Raw genomic sequence first — 21383 nt, forward strand, 5'->3', positions numbered from 1 at the left:
GCTGTGGTGCCCGGCCGCGCCGTCACCACTCGATGCCCCGCTGGCCCTTCTGGCCCGCGTCCATCGGGTGCTTGACCTTGGTCATCTCGGTCACCAGGTCCGCGACGTCGCACAGCTCCTGCGGCGCGTTGCGGCCCGTGATGACGACGTGCTGGTGGCCCGGACGGTCGCGCAGGACGGAGACGACCTCGGCGGGGTCCACCCAGCCCCAGTGCATCGGGTAGGCGAACTCGTCGAGCACGTACAGCTTGTACGTCTCGGCGGCCAGGTCCCGCTTGACCTGCTCCCAGCCCTCACGGGCCGCCTCCTCGTTGCTGAACTGGGAGTCGCGCTGGACCCACGACCAGCCCTCGCCCATCTTGTGCCAGGCGACCGTGCCGCCCTCGCCGGTGTCGCCGAGCACCCGCAGCGCGCGCTCCTCGCCCACCTTCCACTTCGCCGACTTCACGAACTGGAACACCCCGACCGGCCAGCCCTGGTTCCAGGCCCGCAGCGCCAGTCCGAAGGCGGCGGTGGACTTGCCCTTGCCGGGGCCGGTGTGGACGAGGACCAGCGGGCGGTTGCGGCGCTGGCGGGTGGTGAGTCCGTCGTCCGGGACGACGGACGGCTGTCCCTGAGGCATTAAGCGGCCTTCCGAGTGGTGTGGTGGTTGCCCTGCCCGCGGACGTCGCGGACGAGCGCGGAGACGCTGTCCGCGCGCAGTTCGTCGAGGGTGACGGCGGTGCCCTGGAGGTCGCGGGCCAGCTCGCCCGCCAGACCCAGACGTACCGGCCCGGCCTCGCAGTCGACGACCACCGAGGCGACCCCCTCGGCGCCCAGCAGCCGGGCGGCGCGCGAGGTGCGCACCAGCGGCTCGGGGCCGCCGGTGGAGCGCCCGTCGGTGACGACCACCAGCAGCGGCCGGCGCGAGGCGTCCCGCAGCCGTTCGACCCGCAGCACCTCGTGGGCCTTGAGCAGGCCCGCGGACAGCGGTGTGCGGCCGCCGGTGGGCAGCGACTCCAGCCGGGCCGCGCCCGCCTCCACCGACGAGGTGGGCGGCAGCGCCAGTTCGGCCTCCGCACCACGGAAAGTGATCATGCCGATCTTGTCGCGCCGCTGGTAGGCGTCGAGCAGCAGCGAGAGCACCGCACCCTTGACCGCGCTCATCCGCTTGCGCGCCGCCATCGAGCCGGACGCGTCCACGACGAAGAGCACGAGGTTGCCCTCCCGGCCCTCGCGCACCGCCTCGCGCAGATCGTCCCGGCGCACCACCAGGCCCGGACCGCGGCGGCCGCGCGCCACCTGGTGCGGCGCGGCGGCCTGCACGGTCGCGGCCAGGTGCAGCTTGGTCAGGGTGCCGTGCGGGCGCCGGGCGCCGGTGGTCCGGCCGTGCGCCGTACGGGCGCGGGAGCGGCGGCCGTCCGCGCCCTCGCCGAGCCCCGGGACGTCGAGTCGCCGGGTACGGAACGGCTCGCCCGCGCCGACGGCGGCCGTCTCGCCGCCCTCGCCCGGAGCGTTGTCCGCGTCGCCCTCGGACTGTGCCTTCGGGTCGGCGGGCGCCGGGTCCGCCTCCGGGGCCTGCGGCTGTTCGGGCAGCTGCGGCTGGTCGGATGCCTGCGGCTGGTCGTGCGGGCCCTGGGCGTCCTCGGCCTGCGGGCCGTCCGGGCCGCCGTCGCCGTCCTGCGGCGGCTGTCCGCCGCCGGGGCCGTCGGGTCCGTCGTCGGGGCCGCCGTCCGGGTCGGGCTCCGGATCGTCGTCCTCGTCGGCGGCGAACTCCTCCAGTGTCCGGTCGAGCTTGTCCTCGTCCAGGCCCGGGGCGTCGAACGGATTGCGGCGGCGCCGGTGGGGGAGCGCCAGCAGGGCGGCCTGCCGTACGTCCTCCTCGCGGACCTCCGTACGGCCCGCCCAGGCGGCCAGCGCGCAGGCGGTGCGCGCCATCACGATGTCGGCGCGCATGCCGTCCACCTCGAACGCGGCGCACACCGCGGCGATCTGCCGCAGCACCGCGTCCCCGAGGACCACGTCCGGCAACAGGGCCCGCGCGGCGGCGATCCGCTCCCGCAGCTCGCCCTCCTCGACGGCCCAGCGGGCGGCGAAGCCCTCCGCATCCGCGTCGTAGGCCAGGCGGCGCCGGACGACCTCGACCCGCTGGTCCGGCTCGCGGGACGCGGCGACCTCCACGGTCAGCCCGAAACGGTCCAGCAACTGCGGCCGCAGCTCGCCCTCTTCGGGATTCATGGTGCCGACGAGCAGGAAGCGCGCGGCGTGCCGTACGGAGACGCCCTCACGCTCCACGTACGAGGCGCCCATGGCGGCGGCGTCCAACAGCAGGTCCACGAGGTGGTCGTGGAGGAGGTTGACCTCGTCGACGTACAGGATGCCGCGGTGCGCGTCCGCCAGCAGGCCCGGCTCGAACGCCTTCACACCCTCCGACAGCGCCCGCTCGATGTCCAGCGCGCCGACGAGACGGTCCTCGGAGGCGCCGACGGGGAGCTCGACCATGCGGGCCGGGCGGTCCTCCGCGCCGGCCGCCTCGTGCGGGCCGTCCGGGCAGGCCGGGTCCGGCGCGGCCGGGTCGCAGGAGAAGCGGCAGCCGGTGACGACGGGGACGTCCGGCATCAGCGCCGTCAGGCCCCGCACGATCGTCGACTTCGCGGTGCCCTTCTCGCCCCGGACGAGCACCCCGCCGATGGCCGGCGAGATGGCGTTGAGCAGCAGGCTCAGCCGCATGTCGGACATGCCGACGACCGCGGTGAACGGGTAAGGGACCGTTGCCATTAAGGAGTACCCCCTTCGAGGGTCGTGCGATGTGCGGGTGCGGGGGAGGCCGCGGCGGGGGCGGCCGGGGTGCGGGGCGGCGGTATCGGCGGCGCCCCCGGTGGTACGAACGGCAGTCCCGCCGGTACGCCGTCCTCGATGAGCCGCAGCAGCGCCGCCGTGTCCGCGTGCTCCTCGATCAGGTCGCCCAGCTTGTCGAGCTGCTCCTCGCGCAGCGCGGCGAAGCTGGTGTCCGGCGCCGGGACGAACGCGCGGCCCGCGTCGGCGGCCACCCGCCGCAGGAACGCCCGCCGGAAGCCGTCGCTCTCCAGCGAGCCGTGCCAGTGGGTGCCCCAGACCGCGCCGGACCGGCAGCCCGCCAGGAAGGGCTCCCCGCCGTCGATCTCCGCCACGCCATGGTGGATCTCGTACCCCTCGACCGGCTCGCCCAGCGCCTCGCCGGACGGACGGGCCAGGGTCTTCTCCGCCGCGAACCGGACGCGTACGGGCAGCAGGCCCAGCCCGTCCACCGTCCCGGCCTTCGACTCGACCTCGTCCTCGATCCGCTCGCCCAGCATCTGGAAACCGCCGCAGATGCCCAGCACCGGGCGGCCTTCCGCGGCCCGCCGCCGCACCGCGTCCGCGATGCCGCGCTCGCGCAGCCACTGGAGCGCGCGGACGGTGCCGCGGGTGCCGGGCAGGACGACGAGGTCGGCGTCGGCCAGTTCCTCGGGGCGGTCCACGAACCGCACCACGACGCCCGGTTCGGCGGCGAGCGCGTCCACGTCCGTGAAGTTCGACATCAGCGGTACGGCGGCCACCGCGACCCGCAGCACGTCGGCGCCGTGCGGCGGTGCGACGACGCTCTCGCGGACCGCGCCGCGCAGCGACACCCGGAGGCCGTCTTCTTCGTCGATGCCGAGGCCGTGCGCGAACGGCAGCACTCCGAGGGCGGGCCGCCCGGTCAGCTCCTTCAGCATGTCCAGGCCGGGCTCCAGCAGCGTCACATCGCCCCGGAACTTGTTGACGAGGTACCCCGCGACCAGCGCCTGGTCCTCCGGGGACAGCAGCGCCGTGGTGCCGAAGAAGGAGGCGAACACTCCGCCCCGGTCGATGTCGCCGACCACCACGGCCGGGATACGGGCGGCCCGCGCGATGCCCATGTTCACGATGTCGGTACGCCGCAGGTTGATCTCCGCCGGGCTGCCGGCGCCTTCGCAGATCACCGCGTCGTGCGTGCGGCGCAGCTCCTGGAGGCAGTCCGTGACCGTACCGAGCAACTGCTCCTGACGGCCCGCGTGATAGCCGCGCGCGCTCAGCTCGCCCACCGGCTTGCCCATCAGCACGACCTGGCTGCTGCGGTCACTGCCCGGCTTCAGCAGCACCGGATTCATCAGCGCGCTCGGCTCGACGCGCGCTGCCGCGGCCTGCATGGCCTGCGCCCGCCCGATCTCCGCGCCCTCGCGCGTCACGAACGAGTTCAGCGACATGTTCTGCGCCTTGAAGGGCGCCACCTTGACGCCCTTGCGGGCCAGCCAGCGGCAGATGCCCGCCGTCACCACGCTCTTGCCCGCGTCGGACGTGGTGCCCGCCACCAGCAGCCCGCCGCCGAGCGGCGCCCCACTCGAACCGTTCACCTGACACTCCTCGCCGTCCGTACTGCGCTGCTCACTTGGCCGCCCTCCCGGCTGTACGGGACCGTCGTACCGCCCCGGCCGCCAGTCGGCCCGCGACCGTGGCCGCCAGCGCCAGCGCGCTCACCCGGCGCGACAGCCGTACGGCCCGCTCGATGTCCGGCACCGCGACCGGCCGGCCCGCGTCGCCGTTGAGCACCGGCCGGTGCTCGACCCGGCCGCCGTACGCCAGGGTGCCGCCCAGCCGTACCCCCAGCGCCCCGGCGAACGCCGCCTCCACCGGGCCCGCGTTGGGGCTCGGGTGGGACGGGCCGTCCTGCCGCCAGGCGCGCAGCGCGCCCCGCCGGTCCGGCCCGGCCAGCACCGCCAGCGCGGCGGTCAGCCGGGAGCCGGGGTAACCGGCCACGTCGTCGAGCCGGGCCGAGGCCCAGCCGAATCGGCGGTGGCGCGGCGACTTGTGCCCCACCATCGCGTCCAGCGTGTTCACCGCCCGGAAGGCCAGCAGCCCCGGCACACCGGCGGCCGCGCCCCAGACCAGGGCGCCGACCACCGCGTCCGAGGTGTTCTCGGCGACGGACTCGACCACCGCGCGCGCCATCTGCTGCCCGTCCAGGGCCTGCGGGTCGCGCCCGCACAGGTGCGGCAGCCGCTCGCGCGCCACGTCCAGGTCGCCCGCCGCGAGCGCGCCGCCGACGGCCCGCGCCTCGCGGCCCAGCGAAGTGCCGCCCAGGACGGCCCAGGTGGCGGCGGCGGTCAGCGCGACGGAGGCGGGGAAGGCGGCGGGGGAGCGGCGTACGGCGCGGTCGAGCAGCGCGGCACCGGCGGCGGTGCCGCCCGCGAGCAGCGCGGTGTGCAGGGCGCCGGTCCCTCGGTGGTCGCGCCACAGACGGCGTTCCACGGCGGCCGCGGCCCGCCCGAAGGCGGCCACGGGGTGACCGCGCCGGGGATCGCCCACGACCAGGTCGCCGAGGAAACCGAGGGCCGCGCCGCACGCGTAGCCGGCGTGTTCGGCACGCATCGGATCAGACCGCCGTCGCGCCTCGGAGGGATGGCGTGGGGGTACGTCCAGCAGATTGCGCACTGCGGCCGGGCATGGCGGTAGGTCCTCACTCAGGGTCCGCGCCCTGGCTCGACGGGTACGGCGACGAGAGTCTCCTGGCTCCCCGGATCGGCGCTTCCCCCGGCCTTCCAGTCCGTACGGGAACCTGCGTCGCGGGACGCGGACCGTGGCCCTTGGTGGAGGGGCGCTCCCCGGTGACAGTGGCGGGACCGCGCCGGATTCTCACCGGACTTCCTCATCTGTCGCCGATTGGCTCCGGCAGTCCACCACGCTCCGCCAAGCCCGTCAACTCACGCTTGACCTGCGGTGCGGGGCGGTGGCGGCGCCTGTGTCGCACGACACAGGCGTCCGGTGGCCGCGGCGGGGATGCCGCGGCCACCGGACGCCCGTGGTGCCGTGCCGCGCCTCAGGCGGCGACGATCAGGTAGATCCCGTACGCCACGGCCGCCGCGCACAGCGCGAAGCAGACGTACGCCCCGGCCCGCGCCGCTCCGCCGGAGGGGGCGGGCCCGTCGGCGGTCACCGGCGTGCCCTCCTGCTGCGGCTTGCGGGACGTGCCGACGATGCCGAGGGTGAACAGGCCCACGATCCCGACCGTCACGAACAGCGTGACGCCGAAGACCTGGCCGAGAGCGGCCCAGTCGATGCTCATTGCGTTCTCGTTCCTTGGTGGGAGCCGTGCGGCCGGGTCAGCCGGCGGCCGAGCCGGCCTTGGCGCGGCGCCGGGCGCTCTTGTCGTGCGGGTGGGCGGCCACCGGGGCGGCGATCACCGGGGCGGCACCGACCGGGTCCGTGATCCGGGTCTCGGCGACCGTGGGGGCCGGGATGGCGGCCGTGCCCGCCGCGACCGGGCCCGCGGGCGGCGGCGAGACGGCCTGCAGGGCGGCGGTGACGACACCGGCGGGCTCGGCGGCCGGGCCCTCGTTGACGTTGGTGTGGTCCACCGGCTTGCGCCGGGAGGCCGTCCAGATCGCGCCGCAGACGGCGAGTGCCAGCACGGCGACGGTCGCGATGCCCCAGTCGCCCTGGTCCGCCAGGAGCGCGGCGCCCGCCGCGACCAGCCCGGCGGCCGGCAGCGTCAGCCCCCAGGCGGCGGCCATCCGGCCCGCCGTGGACCAGTGCACCACGCCGCCCTTGCGGCCCAGGCCGGAGCCCATCACCGAACCGGAGCAGACCTGGGTGGTGGAGAGCGCGAACCCGAGGTGGGAGGAGGCCAGGATGGTGGCCGCGGCGCCGGTCTGGGCGGCGAAGCCCTGCGGCGGCTGGATGTCGGTGATGCCCTTGCCCATCGTGCGGATGATCCGCCAGCCGCCCAGGTACGTGCCGAGCGCGATGGCCAGGCCGGCCGAGGCGATGACCCACAGCGGCGGGTCGGCGTGCGGGGCGACGACGCCGCCGGTGATCAGCGCGAGGGTGATCACACCCATCGTCTTCTGGGCGTCGTTGGTGCCGTGCGCGAGGGAGACCAGCGCGGCCGAGGCGATCTGCCCGGCGCGGTAGCCCTTGGCGGTGTCCTCCTCGGCGCGGTCGCGGGCCAGCCGGTAGGTCAGCCGGGTCGCGGCCGTCGCGGCCAGACCGGCCACGACGGGGGCGGCGACGGCCGGGATGAGGACCTTCATGACCACCGCGCCGCCGTGCACGCCGCTCGGGCCGACGGCCACCAGGGTCGCGCCGATCAGACCGCCGAAGAGGGCGTGCGAGGAGCTGGAGGGGAGTCCGGCCAGCCAGGTGACCAGGTTCCAGACGATGGCGCCGACCAGCCCGGCGAAGATCACTTCTGGTCTGATGCCGGCCGTCTCGTCGATGATCCCGCCGGAGATGGTCTTGGCGACCTCCACCGACAGGAAAGCGCCGACCAGGTTGAGGACCGCCGACATCGCCACCGCGATCTTGGGCTGGAGTGCCCCGGTGGAAATGGTGGTGGCCATGGCGTTGGCCGTGTCGTGGAAGCCGTTCGTAAAGTCGAACACCAAGGCCGTGACGATCACGATCCCGATGAGAAGCGTGATGTGTTCCATTCACCCAGGCAATCAGTTCGTTGGGCAGTGACGCTCGGGACCGTACGGACGACGGGTGAACGGAAGGTGAACTGGGGCGGGCGCCGCAGTGACGCCCCCGCAGGGGTGGTGCGGAGGCGCCCGTACCGTCGCCCGGGTCCCATGCCTACCAGCACGGACGCCTCGTGTGCCGCAGGCGTACCGGTGGCGGTGAGGCGGGGTGCCGGGCGTGTCGGGGGCCGGGCGTGTCGGGGCGCGTACCGGTGGCCGGCGCGTCGGCGTGTCAGCCGCGCGCGAAGCGCCGCAGCCCGGTGACCGTACCGTTCCACTTGTTCTGGTCGCCGGGCAGCGCGCCGGACCCGGCGTGCTGCCAGATGCTCGGGTACACCCAGCCGGCGGGCAGCTTGCCCGGGGTGCTGTGCCAGCGGGCCAGCCACAGGGGGTGGGTGGCGGCGAACGCCCGGCTGCCGCCGGTGCAGCCGTTCCACCACCGGGCCGTCGTGTAGATCACCGGCCGCCGCCCGGTCTGCCGCAGCACCTCGGCGCTGAATCCGCGGACCCACCGGACCAGCGCCGTGCCGCTCATCCCGTAGCAGGCGTGCTCCCGGTCGTACGGGTTGTGCTCCAGGTCGAGCGCCGGGGGCAGCGTCCAGCCGTCCGCCTTCCAGCGGCCGCCGTGCCGCAGGAAGTACCGGGCCTGCGCGCGGCCGGAGGACGCGTTCGGGACGCCGAAGTGGTACGCGCCGCGCAGCAGGCCCGCCTTGCGCGCGCCGCGGTACTGCCGCGGGAAGTGCGGGCTGCGGTACCAGGTCGACTCGGTGGCCTTCACGTACACGAAACGGCCGCCCTTCGCCCGTACGGACTTCCAGTCGACGTTCCCCTGGTGCGAGGAGACGTCGTGCCCGGCGGGTTTGCCTGCGGCCTCGGCGGCGGGGACCGTGGGCAGGGCGGTGGACAGGACGCCGGTGAGCGTGCCGAGCGCCAGGGCCCCGGCGGCCAGCCGACGCCGTGGGCTGCGCGGGCGGCGGGGCGGGTGCGGTGCTTCGGGCGGGTGTGGTGCGTCGGGCGGGTGGTGGGACGGCTGCTGCGTACCGGACGGACGATCGCGGTCACGGGCCATGGCTGCTCCCCCAGGAAGTCCCCCGGACGGCTACGTGCATGACGGGCGGCTGCCGTGCATGACAGTGGCTGCACATGCCTGACAGATGGCTGCACCTGCATGACAGATGGCTGGACATGCCTGACAGGTGACTACGTGCATGACAAAGCTTCGGAAGCGTACCGGGAGATCCGCACAAGACGGTCGTCACTCGGTCAAGTCCGTCCGAGACACCGCCGGTCCGACATGGCGGATACCGGAGGGCCAGGATCCGCCCCACGGCTTCCCACCAGCCCCGTACGGTGTCGGCAGCCCCGCGCGCACCACGTCCGCGCGCCCCCTCACCGGGCCCCGCCCGCACCGCACACCGGAGGCACACGCATGACGGAGCCGGAAGCCCTCGACCACGCCTGGGACGAGCTGGTCGCCACCGCCCGCCGCACGGTCGCCGACGGCCTGGTCGTCGGCACCTCCGGCAACGTCTCCGTCCGCGTCGGCGACCTCGTGCTGGTCACCCCCAGCGGCGTCCGCTACGACCGGCTCGGGCCCGGCGACCTCACCGCGGTGGACCTCGAAGGCCGCCAGACCCGCGGCACGCTGCGGCCCACCAGCGAACTGCCCATGCACCTGGCCGTCTACCGGGCCACCGGCGCCACCGCGGTCGTGCACACCCACGCCGCCCACGCCACCGCCGTCTCCACCCTGGTCACCGAGCTCCCGCCGGTGCACTACATGACCGCGGCCCTCGGCGGACCCGTCCGCGTCGCGCCGTACGCCCTCTACGGCACCGAGGAGTTGGCCGGGAACATGCTCGCCGCCCTGCGCGACCGCACCGGCTGCCTCCTCCGGAACCACGGCACCATCGTCTACGGCGACACCCTTGACGAGGCGTACGACCGCACCGCCCAGCTGGAGTGGATGTGCCGCGTCTGGCTCGCCGCGGGCTCGCTGCCCGGCCGCACGCCCAGCCTGCTCACGCCGGAACAGCTCGACGCGGCCGGCGAGCAGCTGCGCGGTTACGGGCAGCGCCGCTGACGTACGGCGGGTGCCGCTGACGTACGGCGCCGGGCGACGGCGGCAGGGTCCCGTCCCAGGCCACTGGGGCCGGCCGCCGTCACCCGGGCCTCGCCTGACAGCAGCAGGGCCCCGGGCAAGAGCCCCCGGTCGCGCCCGACAGCAACCGGGCCCAGGACAGGCGCCCCGGGCCTCGCCTGATGGCAACCGGATCCCGGACAGCCGCCCCGGCCCCGGACAGCCGCCCCCGTGCCCGCCCGCCGTCACCCGGGCGCTCCCGCCCACTGGCCGCGGCCGCGGCGGCCGCCCACACTGGGGAGGATGCGTCTGGGTACCGCGGCAGCAGCCGCCACCACGGTGATCGGTACCGGCGCGGCCGCGGTGGCGGCCGGCCGGTACGCCAGCGACATGGTCCTCAAACCCGCCCCCGACCGGCCGCTGCCGGGCGACCCCCGGCTCACGGTGCACGCCACCGGCCCCGGGCGGATCACCCTCACCCGCAGTCTCGCCTCGCTGCGGCCCGGCACCTACGGGCTGACCGGCGCGGGCGGCCACGCGGTCGTCGGCCCCCTCCTGGACGACGTGCCGCACCCGGCGGACACGGTCGTCCGCCGTCTGGAGCGGGTCACCCACGGCGCCCTCCAGCCGGGCGCGAGGATGCGCCTGACCCCCCAGGTGCACATCGGCAACCCGCGCGACGCACTCGGCCTCGACTGCGCCGACGTCGACATCCCCGGAGAACTGGGCGCACTGCCCGCGTGGTTCGTGCCGGGTGACCGGGAGACCTGGGTGATCACCGTGCACGGCCTGGGCACCACCCGGGAACATCCCATGGTGGTCATGCCGTTCCTCAGCGACCAGCGACTGCCCGTCCTCGACCCCGCCTACCGCAACGACGTCGGCGCCCCGCACACCGCCGACGGCATCAGTCACCTCGGCGACTCCGAATGGCGCGACCTGGACGCCGCGATCCGCTACGCCGTCCAGTACGGCGCCGAACGCGTCGTCCTGCACGGCTGGTCCACCGGCGCCTCCATGGCTCTGCACGCCGCCGCCAACTCCGCGTTGCGCGACCGCATCGCCGGCCTCGTCCTCGACTCGCCGGTACTGGACTGGCAGGCCACCGTCCGCGCCCTGGCCGCCGCCCGCCGCGTCCCCCGCCCGCTGCTCCCGCTGGCCGTACGCGCCGCCGAGGGCAGTACCGGCCTGCACGCCGGACGGCTGGCCGAAGCCTGGACCGCCGACCTGCTCACCGTGCCGACCCTGCTGATCCACGGACCGCACGACTCCCTCGCCCCCTGGGCGGCCTCCCGCGAACTGGCCGCGCGCCGCCCCGACCTGATCACGCTGCACCCGGTACCGCACGCCCCACACGCCGCCATGTGGAACGCCGACCCGGCCACATACGAGGAAACACTCCGCCGCTTCCTCACGCCCCTCATGTGAGCCGGGCGGGGGCATCCGTCCCGGGTGTTCCCTGGGCCCCGGTGGGTCCCGGAGTTCTCCCGGCCGTTCCCATGGTCCCTGCGTTCCCGAGGGCCCTCGGGAGTCGTCGCTCCCGTGCACGTTGCGGGGCGAAACGATGCCGTGCGTCTCCCGGGACGGGCCGCTCTCGCGCGTCGTCCGGGGCGGCCCGCTTTCAGGCGTCCTGTGATCGGTCCGCTTCCGCGCGCCTGTCCGGGGCAGCCTTGTTCATGAGCCGCACGGGCCGTGCCGAGCCCGCGCGTCCTCCGGTCCGGCTTCCCATCATCTTTCCGGCCTGAGATCCCGTGCTCATCCCAGCCCGATTGTTCCCGTGTCCCTCCGGACCCTCGCCTTCCCGTGTCCCTCCCGGCCGGCTCCTTCCCGTGTCCCTCCGGGCCCGCTCCTTCCCGTGTCCCTCCGGGCCCGCTCCTTCCCGTGTCCCTCCCGGCCCGATCGTTTCCGCTCCCTTTCCCGGCCCGTTCCATCCGCCCCGGTGCGACCGTTCCCGTGCCCTCCCGGCCGTTCCGCTTCCGCGCTCCCTCCGTGGCGCGGGCGCGGCATCGTGCCCCGTGCGCCCGACGGCGACTTGCCCGGGTTGTGACGGCCTGTCCGCGCGGGCCGCGGTGGCCGGGTGGGCCGTGGTGAACCGTTTCTACGGACGGTGGCCACACCGCGCGCGCCCCGGGGCCGCCCCCTCGTACGGCCCGCGGCCACCCCCTGTACAGCCTCCGGTGACCCACGCGTACGGTCCGTGCCGGGTGCCCCGTGCGCCCCTCGTGCGTCGGGCCGCCGGAACGTACCGACCGTTCCGATTGGGCTTTCGGGCCGTCAGCGGGAAGACTGCACCCTGTGACGTCCCGTACTCCGCGCGACTCCCGGCTCCGACTCGTCCCCCGTCAACCGATTGCCGCCGCCCGCCGAGCGGTGAGCACCCGGGCCGCCCGGCCGGCGCCCCGGCCGCCGCAGGGCACACCGCCGCCCGCGGAACTGGCCCGGCAGGCCCGCGCCGGCCTGGCCGGTGCCGTACGTCTCGCCCGCTGGGCCGACGGCGAGCACGGCGCGGGCGCCGGGCTGCGGGCCGGCACGGACGGCGCCCTCCCGGCGGACGTCGCCGAACAGGCGGCGGACGACCTGCGGCTGACACCGGACCAGGTCCGTACGGACTGGGACCTGGCGCGGCTGGCCGGACTCGTCGAACTGCACGGCGGCGTGGCCCGCCCCGGCTGGCGGCTGCGCGCCTGGGAGCGCGACGACACCGCCGCGCTGCGCGGCTGGGTCGCGCTCTTCGACGCCTGGTCGCTGGCGCGCCCGGCGCCGCCCGGCGCCGGGCCGACCGCCGTCGCCGAGGTCGTCGAGGCCGTGCCGCAGCTGCTGTCCCTGCTGCATCTGTCGGCCGGTCCGGTACGGCTCCCGGTCCTGCTGGACATGCTGGAACAGCGCGTCGCCGAACTCCGCACCGAACGCTGCGAGGTGCCGTACGGACCGGACCGCGCCCCGGACGCGGGACCCGCCGCGGTCCCGGGCGCGGACCCGAAGGCGGACCCGGGTGCGGCCCGCGCCGGAGCGGCGGGTGACACCGCGGGGGTGTCACTCGCGGAGCTCCTGGACTGGTCGCTGGACGGCCTCGCCGCCGTGGGGGCGCTCGTCGTGCGCGACGGCGCCAGGACCGGCGTGCCGGCCGAACGCGAAGCCCTGCTCACCCCCCTCGGCAACTGGTCGGTCTGGGTCAAGCTGGAACAGATCTGCGTCGCCGCGCAGAGCCCGGCGGGCAACATCGAGCAGTCCGCCGAGGCGATGCTGCGCGGCTGCGCCCGGCTGACCCCGGGCCCGGCGCGCGCCGAATACCGTGCCTGGCTGGCCGCCCGGTCCGCGGGCAGCGCGGTCGAGGAACTCCTCGGCGTCGCCCGCGGCGAGGACGCGCTGCTGCGCGGCCTCGCCTTCGAGGCCCTGCGCGCCGTCGGCGCCCCGGCGGAGCCCGCCGTGCGCGCCGCCGCCGACGAGCCGGGCCTGCGGCCGTACGCCCTGCTCTGGCTGGTCGAGCACGAGGGCGGCGACCCGGAGACCGCGCCGGACGTGCTCACCCGCGAGGAGTCCACCTGGCTGTGGGTGGACACCGCCGCGGCCGTCGCCGACCACGGCGAGAGCCAGCTGCTGGTCCGGCACCTCGATTCGGCCGTCCAGGGCTCGGTCCCGCGCCTGCTGGAGGAGGTACGGGCCGTCGGCCACCCGCGCACCGTGCAGGTGCTGGTCGCCCTGGCCGCCGCCCACCCCGACCCGGCCCTCGCCAAGGCCGTACGGCGAGCAGCCTTCCAGGTGCACACCGGCGGCGCGTGACGCCCCCGGGGGCGGGCGCCCGCCCCCGGGAACGGAACCCGACGGCGCCGCTCCTCTAAGCGCGCTGCCGGCGCCTTTTCAGGCCTTCGGCACCGCCGGTGTGTACGTACCGAACGTCCAGAGATTGCCCTCCAGATCGCGGGCCGTGTACTCCCGGGAGCCGTAGTCCTGGTCCGTGAGCGGCAGCGCTATCTCCACCCCGGCCTGCTCCGCCCGGCGATGATGCGCGTCCGGGTCCGCGACGGTCACGTACACGCCGACCGGGCCGCCGCCGCCCAGCGCCTCCTCGTACGTCCCGCCGACACCCTTCGAGCCCAGCATCACCACACCGTTGCCGAAGGACAGCTCGGCGTGCAGCACCGCGCCGTCCTCGCTCTCGTACAGCGCGCTCTGCGCGAAGCCGAAGGCTTCCGTCAGCTGCTTGATCGCCGCCTTCGCGTCGCGGTAGTGCAGCGTCGGGCAGAACGTGGGAGTCCCTGCCGTCCCTGCCGCCACGTCGGTCATGACGATCACCTTTCCCATCCTGCGATCAGATCGCTCCGAGCCCCGCTCTGAGACCCACATCACAGTCTGGCACCAGGGTCTGACAACGCCTCCCGAAGACCCTCTGGACGCCCTCTGACCAGCGCCGCACCGCACCGTCCCGCACCGCACCGTCCCGCACCGTTCCGCCGTCCGCCCACCGCGCCGGCGAATTCAGCGGAACGTGTCGCAGCGCCCGGCGTCCCCCGTGCGGAACCCGGCCGAGAACCACCGCTGCCGCTGCGCCGCCGACCCGTGCGTCCAGCTCTCCGGGGTGACCCGGCCCTGGAACCGCTCCTGGATCCGGTCGTCGCCGACCGCGGCCGCCGCGTCGAGCCCGTCCCGTACGTCCGCCTCGGTGAGGCTGGTGATCAATGGCCGCCCGGTGGACTCCTCGGGCGTCCCGGTGGCGTGCCGGGCCCACACCCCCGCGTAGCAGTCGGCCTGCAGCTCCACCTTCACGGAAGCGCTGTCCGCGCCCGGCCGCCCGCCCTGCGACCGGCGCAGCGTGCCGGACAGGTTCTGCACGTGGTGCCCGTACTCGTGAGCCACCACGTACGCATGCGCGAACGGCCCGCCCCGGGCGCCGAACTTCGTCCGCAGCTCGCGGAAGAAGTCCAGGTCCAGGTAGACCTTGCGGTCGCCGGGACAGTAGAACGGCCCGACGGCCGAGGTCGCGGCCCCGCACGCGGTGTCCGTCCGGCCGGTGAAGAACACCGTCGGCGCCCGTCCGTACGAGGCGCCGCGCCGCCGGAACTCCTGCTGCCAGAAGGACTGGGCGCTGTTGACGACCGCCACGATCCGGCAGTCCTCCCTGCTGTTGGCGTCCTGCCCGGTACGGCACCGTTCCTGGACCCGTTCCGCCGAGGAGGCGGTCGCTTCCGGGGGATGGTCCGACTCCGTCAGCCCCAGTTCGTCGGGGCCGATGCCGAAGAACAGGCCGGCGACGAGCGCGATCAGCCCCGCCAGCCCGCCGCCGATCGTGGCTCGCCCGCCGGGCAGCCGGCTGCCCCGCTGGTCCTGGACCTGCGAGGTGTCCAGCCCGGCGTCGTCGTCGAACTGCATGGCCGCACCGCCCTCCGCCGCGTCCTCCCGGCGGCGCACACCGCCTCGCCCCATCCAGCCGCGCCCGCCGCCGGGCCGCGACCCCGGGCGGCCGAACGGGCGAGGGAAGAACAGGGGAGGAGCAGGGGAAGAACAGGGGAGGAGCAGGTCACGGCGGGTCCGTACGGCCGGACCGGGACCGGACCGCGGCCGTCCGGCAGCCCGGGAAAACTGGTTGCACGTCACCGCTAGACTGGTCCGTATGGCAATTCTCCTCGTGCATTAGACGGCGCAGGCACGCCGCCCACGCCGCCCGTCCGCACAGGCTTGTGCCGTGTACGGGGCGCGCCGCGCGGCCGTGATCACCCCCGTCCTTTCCGCTGTCCTCGTCTGCCCTGGAGTCTTCCCTTGATCACCGCCTCCGGCCTGGAGCTGCGCGCCGGCGCCCGCGTCCTCATCGAGTCCGCCTCCTTCCGTATCGCCAAGGGCGACCGGATCGGCCTGGTCGGCCGCAACGGAGCGGGCAAGACGACCCTCACCAAGGTCCTGGCGGGCGAGGGCATCCCCGCCGCCGGCACCGTCACCCGCTCCGGCGACGTCGGCTACCTGCCGCAGGACCCGCGCACCGGCGACCTGGACGTCCTCGCCCGCGACCGCATCCTGTCCGCCCGCGGCCTGGACGAGGTCCTGCGCAAGATGCGCGAGAACGAGGACCGGATGTCCAACGGCAAGGGCGCCACCCGCGAAAAGGCGATGAAGAAGTACGAGCGCCTGGAGACGGAGTTCCTGACCAAGGGCGGCTACGCGGCCGAGGCGGAGGCCGCGACCATCGCCGCCAGCCTGGGCCTGCCGGACCGCATCCTCGGCCAGCCCCTGCACACCCTCTCCGGCGGCCAGCGGCGCCGCGTCGAGCTGGCCCGGATCCTCTTCTCGGACTCCGACACGCTGCTCCTGGACGAGCCGACCAACCACCTCGACGCCGACTCGATCGTGTGGCTGCGCGACTACCTGAAGAACTACCGCGGCGGCTTCATCGTGATCTCCCACGACGTCGACCTGGTCGAGACCGTGGTGAACAAGGTGTTCTACCTGGACGCCAACCGCTCCGAGATCGACATCTACAACATGGGCTGGAAGCTCTACCAGCAGCAGCGCGAGGCCGACGAGAAGCGCCGTAAGCGCGAGCGCGCCAACGCCGAGAAGAAGGCCGCGCAACTGCACTCGCAGGCCGACAAGATGCGGGCCAAGGCCACCAAGACCGTCGCCGCGCAGAACATGGCCAAGCGCGCCGACAAGCTGCTCGCCGGACTGGACGCCAAGCGCGCCTCCGACAAGGTCGCCAAGCTGCGCTTCCCGGACCCCGCGCCCTGCGGCAAGACCCCGCTGACCGCCGAGGGCCTGTCCAAGTCGTACGGCTCGCTGGAGATCTTCACCGACGTCGACCTGGCCATCGACAAGGGCTCCCGGGTCGTGATCCTCGGTCTGAACGGCGCGGGCAAGACGACCCTGCTGCGGCTGCTGGCGGGCGTCGAGAAGCCGGACACCGGCGAGGTGCGCCCCGGGCACGGCCTGAAGCTGGGCTACTACGCCCAGGAGCACGAGACGCTGGACCCGGACCGCACGGTCCTGGAGAACATGCGCTCGGCCGCGCCGGACATGGACCTGGTCGACATCCGCAAGACGCTCGGCTCCTTCCTGTTCTCCGGTGACGACGTCGACAAGCCCGCAGGCGTGCTCTCCGGCGGCGAGAAGACCCGGCTGGCACTGGCCACCCTGGTCGTCTCCTCCGCCAACGTGCTGCTCCTGGACGAGCCGACCAACAACCTCGACCCGGCCAGCCGCGAGGAGATCCTCGGCGCGCTGCACACCTTCACCGGCGCCGTGGTGCTGGTCTCCCACGACGAGGGCGCGGTGGACGCCCTCCAGCCGGAGCGCATCATCCTGCTGCCCGACGGGGTCGAGGACCTCTGGGGCCAGGACTACGCGGACCTCGTCGCGCTGGCTTGAGGGCCGCCCGGAGCCCGGGAGGGATCAAGGGCGTATGGATCATTCGGCCGACGGGTGATCCATCATCTGAGTGAGAGCGGCTCGTACATCGGCGAGCCTCCCTGTGACGGCCGGGCCCCAGGGGCCCGGCCGTCATCATTTCGTACCAGCCCCCTCTGACCTGCTCGTTCGCGGAAAACTCCATGGTCGGAGCGGTGATTTTCCTAACGGAATCCCTAATTCCAAGAGTCAATACGGCGCCGCCGGCGCCAAACGATGTCCCACGGACCTTGCTGAATGGGTGGCCAGGACGGCCGGGAGGGGTGATCATGAGAGTCCAGAGCGCACTTCCCACGAGGAGGCACGGGTGGCCGAGACTCTGAAGAAGGGCAGCCGGGTGACCGGCGCCGCGCGCGAGAAGCTCGCGGCAGACCTGAAGAAGAAGTACGACTCCGGAGCGAGCATCCGGGCGCTGGCCGAAGAGACCGGCCGCTCCTACGGGTTCGTGCACCGGATGCTCAGCGAATCCGGTGTGACCCTGCGTGGTCGTGGCGGAGCCACCAGGGGCAAGAAGGCCGCCTCGGCCTGACCGAGGCGTTCCGCTCCGGGAGCTACGGTGCCACCCGGTCGGTCGAGCAGGCGACCGGGTGGTTACTGTTCAGTCACTTAAGCACGCACGTGCGGTCGGCCGACTGACTCGGAGGCGCCCCATGACCCTGCTCGACAAGGACGGTGTGCGGCTCACCGTGGACGACGAGATCGCCACGGTGACCCTCGCCGGACCGGCCAAACGCAACGCGCAGTCGCCCGCCATGTGGCGGGCGCTGGCCGAGGCCGGATCACTGGTGCCGGGAGACGTCCGGATCGTGGTGCTGCGCGGCGAGGGCAAGTCCTTCTCCGCCGGCCTGGACCGGCAGGCGTTCACGCCCGAGGGCTTCGACGGCGAGCCGTCGTTCCTCGACATGGCACGCGGCCCGGACAGCGAACTGGACGCCACCATCGCCGAGTACCAGGAAGCGTTCACCTGGTGGCGGCGGAACGACGTGGTGTCCATCGCCGCTGTCCAGGGCCATGCGATCGGCGCCGGCTTCCAGCTCGCGCTCGCCTGCGACCTGCGGGTGTGTGCCGACGACGCGCAGTTCGCCATGCGGGAGACCAGCCTCGGGCTGGTGCCGGACCTGACCGGCACCCACCCCCTGGTCGCCCTGGTCGGCTACGCCCGCGCGCTGGAGATCTGCGCCACCGGCCGCTTCGTCCACGCCGACGAGGCCGAACGCATCGGCCTGGCCAACCTCGTGGTGCCCGCCGCCGACCTGGACGGTGCCGTCGCGGATCTGGCGGGCGCCCTCGTCGCCGCGCCTCGGGACGCCGTCATCGAGACCAAGGCCCTGCTGATGGGCGCCGCCTCCCGTACGTACGAGGAGCAGCGGGCCGCCGAACGCGCCGCGCAGGCACGCAGGCTGCGGGACCTGGCGGGCCTGGGCGAGTAGCCGCGCGACGGGCCGCTCAGGCGGCGGCGGGCGGTTCGAGGGCGGCGACGAGCACCGCGACGGTGGGCCGCTTTCGGCCGCCCGCCGGCTGCCCGCCGTCCGCCGACTGCCCGCCGCCCGCCGGCTGCCCGTCACCCGCCGACGGCCCGCCGTCCGCTGGCTGTCCAGCGTCCGCCGCCTTCCCGACCGCGGCGCGTACGTCCCGCGCCACGTCCAGCGTCCGCCGGTCCGGCGCGACGGCCAGTTGGACGAGTACGTGCCCGTCCTCCTCGCGCACCGGCCGGGACAGCGCCCCCAAGGCCGGCACGAGCCGCACGGCTCCCGGGACACGCAGTACGGCCGCCTCCAGGGGGCCGGCATCGCCGGCCGTGGCTCCGCCGCCGGGGAAGGCGTCGCCGACCTGGCCACCGCCCGTTTCCCCTTCCCCTCCCTCCCCCTTCGCCCCTTCTGCCTCGTCCTCGTCGAGCAGGTCCGTGACCCGCACATCGACGACGGACACGTCCAGCCCCAGCCGCTCCGCCGCACACGCCAGCAGTGCTTCCCGCAGCAGGCCCGCGGAAGCCGGAACCGGACGTCCGGCCGTGGCCGCGACGTCCGCCTCGATCAGCAGCGGCCCCGGCGGCAGCGCGCTCGGCGGCGACGGAACCGCCGCTTCCGGCGCGGCGTCCGCGTCCGCCAAGGACAGGCGGAGCGTACCGACCCGCAGTCCCGGCAGCGCGTCGCCTGCCTGCCGCAGCACCCCGGCGGCCGCCCGTTCGGCGATCCACGCTCCGTCCGCCGGGCCGCCCAGCGGCAGCAGCCGGCCGAGTCCGAGCTGCCGCCGTACCGCCGTCACCAACTGGTCACCGGCCACCGGCCGTCACCTCTTTCCCGAACAGTGCCTCCACCTTGCCGCACACCCGGCCGGGCGGCAGGGCCACGTACCCGAATGGCCGCATCCGGTGCACCCCACTGCCGCATCTCCGCAGCGGGCTCGGGAAAGCCGCCTTACTGTGGAAAACGGAGCGGCTTGCAGCTCCGACCCCTCGGAAAGGGACGATCGGCGATGACCGAGAGCGCACAAGGTAACCGGCCCGAGCCGCGGACCGGAGAGTCGCAGGGCAAGACGCTGGGAGCCAAGCGGGGCGGCGGCGACCCCGCGACCCGCGGGCGTACCACCATCGCCGACGGCGTCGTGGAGAAGATCGCCGGAATGGCGGCCCGCGATGTCGTGGGCGTACACGCGATGGGCAGCGGCTTCGCCCGCACGCTCGGCGCGGTGCGGGACCGGGTCCCCGGCGGCAGCAAGTCGGTGACCCGCGGTGTGAAGGCCGAGGTCGGCGAGGTGCAGACCGCGCTGGACCTGGAGATCGTCGTCGAGTACGGCGTCTCCATCGCGGACCTCGCGCGGGCCGTACGGGAGAACGTCATCTCCGCCGTGGAGCGGATGACGGGCCTGGAGGTCGTCGAGGTCAACATCGCGGTGAGCGACGTGAAGCTGCCCGACGACGAGGAGGACGAGGACGACGAGGAGCCGCGCCTCCAGTAGGGCGGTCCGGTCACGACTGAGACAGCGCCGGGGCTTCGCTCCGCAGGACCCGGCCGGGGTGGTAGCGAAGGGAAGCGCGTAGATGAGCATGCCCGTGGTCGGTCTGTTGGCCGGAATGGCGCTGGGCTTCGCCGGATACTTCGGCGGTTTTGGGGCCTTCGTACTGGTGGCGGCGCTGGGCGCCATCGGATTCATCGTCGGGAAGTTCGTGGACGGAGACCTGGAGGCCGGAGAGTTCTTCCGGACCCGTACGGGCGACCGCGACGGCCGGCGGAGGTGACGCCCGGTGGCGACCGTGTCTCCCGCGGCCGCGGCACCCGGCGCCGCCCAGCCGGCCGTACCGGCCGGTGAACGGGGTGCCACCAAGGTCGCGGACCGGGTCGTGGCCAAGATCGCCGCACAGGCCGCCCGTGAGGCCCTGCGCGACGCGTCCACGGCACACACCGACGCCCACGCGTCGGTGACGGTGCGCCGGCGCGAGGGAAGGCGGGACTTCGGCGAGGCCCGGGTACGGGTCGCCGTCGAACTGGGCTACCCCTCCGACATCGGTGCCCAGTGCGGCGCCGTACGGCGGCAGGTCACCCAGCGGGTCCGCGAACTGGCCGGCATGTCGGTGCCCGAGGTCGCCGTCCAGGTCGAACGGCTGCACGCGCCCCAGATGGAGCGGTCGGGCCGGGGGAGGGTGCGATGAACGACGACGATCCCGAGCTGCGGCACACCCAGCGGCTGCCCGCCCTCGACAAGTCGGCGGGCGCCACAGCGGTCCCGCCCGGCCGGAGCGGCTCCGGCGCACCTTCCGGCCAGGACCGTTCCGGTACTCCGGGCGGCCCGGACGGCTCCGGCACTGCCGACGGCCCCGGGCAGACCGGCCCGGGGCACACCGGCCCGGCGGACACCGGCCAGGCCCCCCGCGAGGAGACCGACGGCGGCGGCCGGGCCCGGCGCTTCTGGGCGGCCCGGCGCGTACCGTCCACGCTGGTCGCGCTCGTCGTGCTCGGCGCCGCCGGACTGCTGCTGTACGACGTGGCCGCGGTACGCGCCGACCGCCCCGCGATGGCCTGGCGCAAGCGCCTCGCCACCGAGCTGGCGACCCGTCACCTGGACGACGTCTGGGTCCTCGCGGGCGCCGCGGTGGCCGTGGCCCTCGGCGTCTGGCTGCTGGTGCTCGCGCTGACCCCCGGTCTGCGCGGGGTGCTGCCGATGCGGCGTACGACACCGGACGTACGCGGCGGCCTGGACCGTGCCGCGGCCGCGCTGGTGCTGCGCGACCGGGCCATGGAGGTGCCGGGCGTGCAGTCCGTACGGGTCGCCGTCGGCCGCCGCAAGGCCAAGGCACGCGCGGTCTCGCACTTCCGCGAACTGGACGAGGTACGGAGCGACCTGGACACGGCGCTCGGCGACGGACTGCGGCAGCTGGGCCTCGCCCGGCGGCCCGCGCTGTCCGTACGGGTGCGCCGGTCGGCGAAGAGGTGAGC

At 74.5% G+C, this 21383-nt stretch carries 20 protein-coding genes and 1 riboswitch; of the genes, 10 read left to right on the plus strand and 10 right to left on the minus strand.

Annotated elements, in window-relative coordinates; all coding sequences use genetic code 11:
* Positions 1–22: 22 nt before the first annotated feature.
* The 7 genes from cobO to OEIGOIKO_RS32470 form a co-directional block, all read right to left on the minus strand.
* Complete coding sequence (gene cobO / locus OEIGOIKO_RS32440) at positions 23–622, minus strand: cob(I)yrinic acid a,c-diamide adenosyltransferase (protein ID WP_125057026.1); 600 nt, start codon at positions 620–622, stop codon at positions 23–25.
* On the minus strand, positions 622–2757 hold the full coding sequence (locus OEIGOIKO_RS32445) for a putative cobaltochelatase (RefSeq protein WP_125057027.1): 2136 nt from the start codon (positions 2755–2757) through the stop codon (positions 622–624). The genes cobO and OEIGOIKO_RS32445 overlap by 1 nt, the downstream gene beginning before the upstream one ends.
* Complete coding sequence (locus tag OEIGOIKO_RS32450) at positions 2757–4373, minus strand: cobyric acid synthase (protein WP_125057028.1); 1617 nt, start codon at positions 4371–4373, stop codon at positions 2757–2759. Before OEIGOIKO_RS32450 ends, OEIGOIKO_RS32445 begins: the two co-directional genes overlap by 1 nt.
* Positions 4374–4404: 31 nt before the next feature.
* Positions 4405–5388 (minus strand): cobalamin biosynthesis protein, encoded by a 984-nt coding sequence (locus OEIGOIKO_RS32455; protein WP_125057029.1) that lies wholly within the window; start codon positions 5386–5388, stop codon positions 4405–4407.
* A gap of 131 nt (positions 5389–5519) precedes the next feature.
* A riboswitch (cobalamin riboswitch) is annotated at positions 5520–5666 on the minus strand.
* Positions 5667–5836: 170 nt separating this feature from the next.
* Positions 5837–6082, minus strand: coding sequence for a hypothetical protein (locus OEIGOIKO_RS32460; protein ID WP_125057030.1), 246 nt, complete (start codon positions 6080–6082; stop codon positions 5837–5839).
* 37 nt (positions 6083–6119) lie between these two features.
* Positions 6120–7448 (minus strand): inorganic phosphate transporter, encoded by a 1329-nt coding sequence (locus OEIGOIKO_RS32465; RefSeq protein WP_170251933.1) that lies wholly within the window; start codon positions 7446–7448, stop codon positions 6120–6122.
* Between the two features lie 262 nt (positions 7449–7710).
* Positions 7711–8547, minus strand: a complete 837-nt coding sequence (locus tag OEIGOIKO_RS32470; RefSeq protein WP_125057031.1) for a lysozyme — start codon at positions 8545–8547, stop codon at positions 7711–7713.
* 360 nt (positions 8548–8907) lie between these two features.
* On the opposite strand from OEIGOIKO_RS32470, the gene OEIGOIKO_RS32475 reads away from it, so the two are divergent.
* The 3 genes from OEIGOIKO_RS32475 to OEIGOIKO_RS32485 all read left to right on the plus strand — a co-directional run bounded on the left by OEIGOIKO_RS32475 (position 8908) and on the right by OEIGOIKO_RS32485 (position 13338).
* Entirely contained in the window at positions 8908–9561 is a 654-nt protein-coding gene (locus tag OEIGOIKO_RS32475; RefSeq protein ID WP_125057032.1) for a class II aldolase/adducin family protein, read from the plus strand.
* Positions 9562–9861: 300 nt separating this feature from the next.
* Positions 9862–10986, plus strand: coding sequence for an alpha/beta hydrolase (locus OEIGOIKO_RS32480; protein WP_125057033.1), 1125 nt, complete (start codon positions 9862–9864; stop codon positions 10984–10986).
* A gap of 867 nt (positions 10987–11853) precedes the next feature.
* A complete protein-coding gene (locus OEIGOIKO_RS32485) occupies positions 11854–13338 on the plus strand; it encodes a hypothetical protein (protein WP_125057034.1) in 1485 nt (494 codons plus the stop codon).
* A 78-nt stretch (positions 13339–13416) separates the two neighbouring features.
* On the opposite strand, the gene OEIGOIKO_RS32490 is transcribed toward OEIGOIKO_RS32485, so the two are convergent.
* Both OEIGOIKO_RS32490 and ypfJ read right to left on the minus strand, forming a co-directional pair.
* A complete protein-coding gene (locus tag OEIGOIKO_RS32490; RefSeq protein ID WP_125057035.1) occupies positions 13417–13842 on the minus strand; it encodes a VOC family protein in 426 nt (141 codons plus the stop codon).
* Positions 13843–14034: 192 nt separating this feature from the next.
* Positions 14035–14925: a KPN_02809 family neutral zinc metallopeptidase gene (gene ypfJ / locus OEIGOIKO_RS32495; protein ID WP_125059246.1), complete on the minus strand. Its 891-nt coding sequence runs from the start codon at positions 14923–14925 to the stop codon at positions 14035–14037.
* A 387-nt stretch (positions 14926–15312) separates the two neighbouring features.
* On the opposite strand from ypfJ, the gene OEIGOIKO_RS32500 reads away from it, so the two are divergent.
* From OEIGOIKO_RS32500 to OEIGOIKO_RS32510, 3 genes are all read left to right on the plus strand, one after another.
* A complete protein-coding gene (locus tag OEIGOIKO_RS32500; RefSeq protein ID WP_125057036.1) occupies positions 15313–16911 on the plus strand; it encodes an ABC-F family ATP-binding cassette domain-containing protein in 1599 nt (532 codons plus the stop codon).
* A gap of 346 nt (positions 16912–17257) precedes the next feature.
* Positions 17258–17479: a helix-turn-helix domain-containing protein gene (locus OEIGOIKO_RS32505; RefSeq protein WP_030021347.1), complete on the plus strand. Its 222-nt coding sequence runs from the start codon at positions 17258–17260 to the stop codon at positions 17477–17479.
* Between the two features lie 121 nt (positions 17480–17600).
* Positions 17601–18380, plus strand: a complete 780-nt coding sequence (locus OEIGOIKO_RS32510) for an enoyl-CoA hydratase/isomerase family protein (RefSeq protein ID WP_125057037.1) — start codon at positions 17601–17603, stop codon at positions 18378–18380.
* 16 nt (positions 18381–18396) lie between these two features.
* Here the strand turns inward: OEIGOIKO_RS32510 and OEIGOIKO_RS32515 are convergent, their stop codons facing one another.
* A complete protein-coding gene (locus OEIGOIKO_RS32515; protein ID WP_246177688.1) occupies positions 18397–19233 on the minus strand; it encodes a hypothetical protein in 837 nt (278 codons plus the stop codon).
* 192 nt (positions 19234–19425) lie between these two features.
* On the opposite strand from OEIGOIKO_RS32515, the gene OEIGOIKO_RS32520 reads away from it, so the two are divergent.
* The 4 genes from OEIGOIKO_RS32520 (at position 19426) to OEIGOIKO_RS32535 (ending at position 21381) form a co-directional block, all read left to right on the plus strand.
* Positions 19426–19908, plus strand: coding sequence for an Asp23/Gls24 family envelope stress response protein (locus tag OEIGOIKO_RS32520; RefSeq protein ID WP_125047843.1), 483 nt, complete (start codon positions 19426–19428; stop codon positions 19906–19908).
* An 82-nt stretch (positions 19909–19990) separates the two neighbouring features.
* Positions 19991–20188: a hypothetical protein gene (locus OEIGOIKO_RS32525; protein ID WP_125057038.1), complete on the plus strand. Its 198-nt coding sequence runs from the start codon at positions 19991–19993 to the stop codon at positions 20186–20188.
* Positions 20189–20194: 6 nt separating this feature from the next.
* Positions 20195–20599, plus strand: a complete 405-nt coding sequence (locus OEIGOIKO_RS32530; protein WP_125057039.1) for an Asp23/Gls24 family envelope stress response protein — start codon at positions 20195–20197, stop codon at positions 20597–20599.
* The gene (locus OEIGOIKO_RS32535; RefSeq protein ID WP_246177691.1) at positions 20596–21381 is read left to right on the plus strand and encodes a DUF6286 domain-containing protein; all 786 of its coding nucleotides are present in this window, start codon (positions 20596–20598) and stop codon (positions 21379–21381) included. Before OEIGOIKO_RS32530 ends, OEIGOIKO_RS32535 begins: the two co-directional genes overlap by 4 nt.
* Positions 21382–21383: the final 2 nt, after the last annotated feature.

This window comes from Streptomyces paromomycinus (genome assembly GCF_003865155.1).
Lineage (GTDB): Bacteria > Actinomycetota > Actinomycetes > Streptomycetales > Streptomycetaceae > Streptomyces > Streptomyces chrestomyceticus.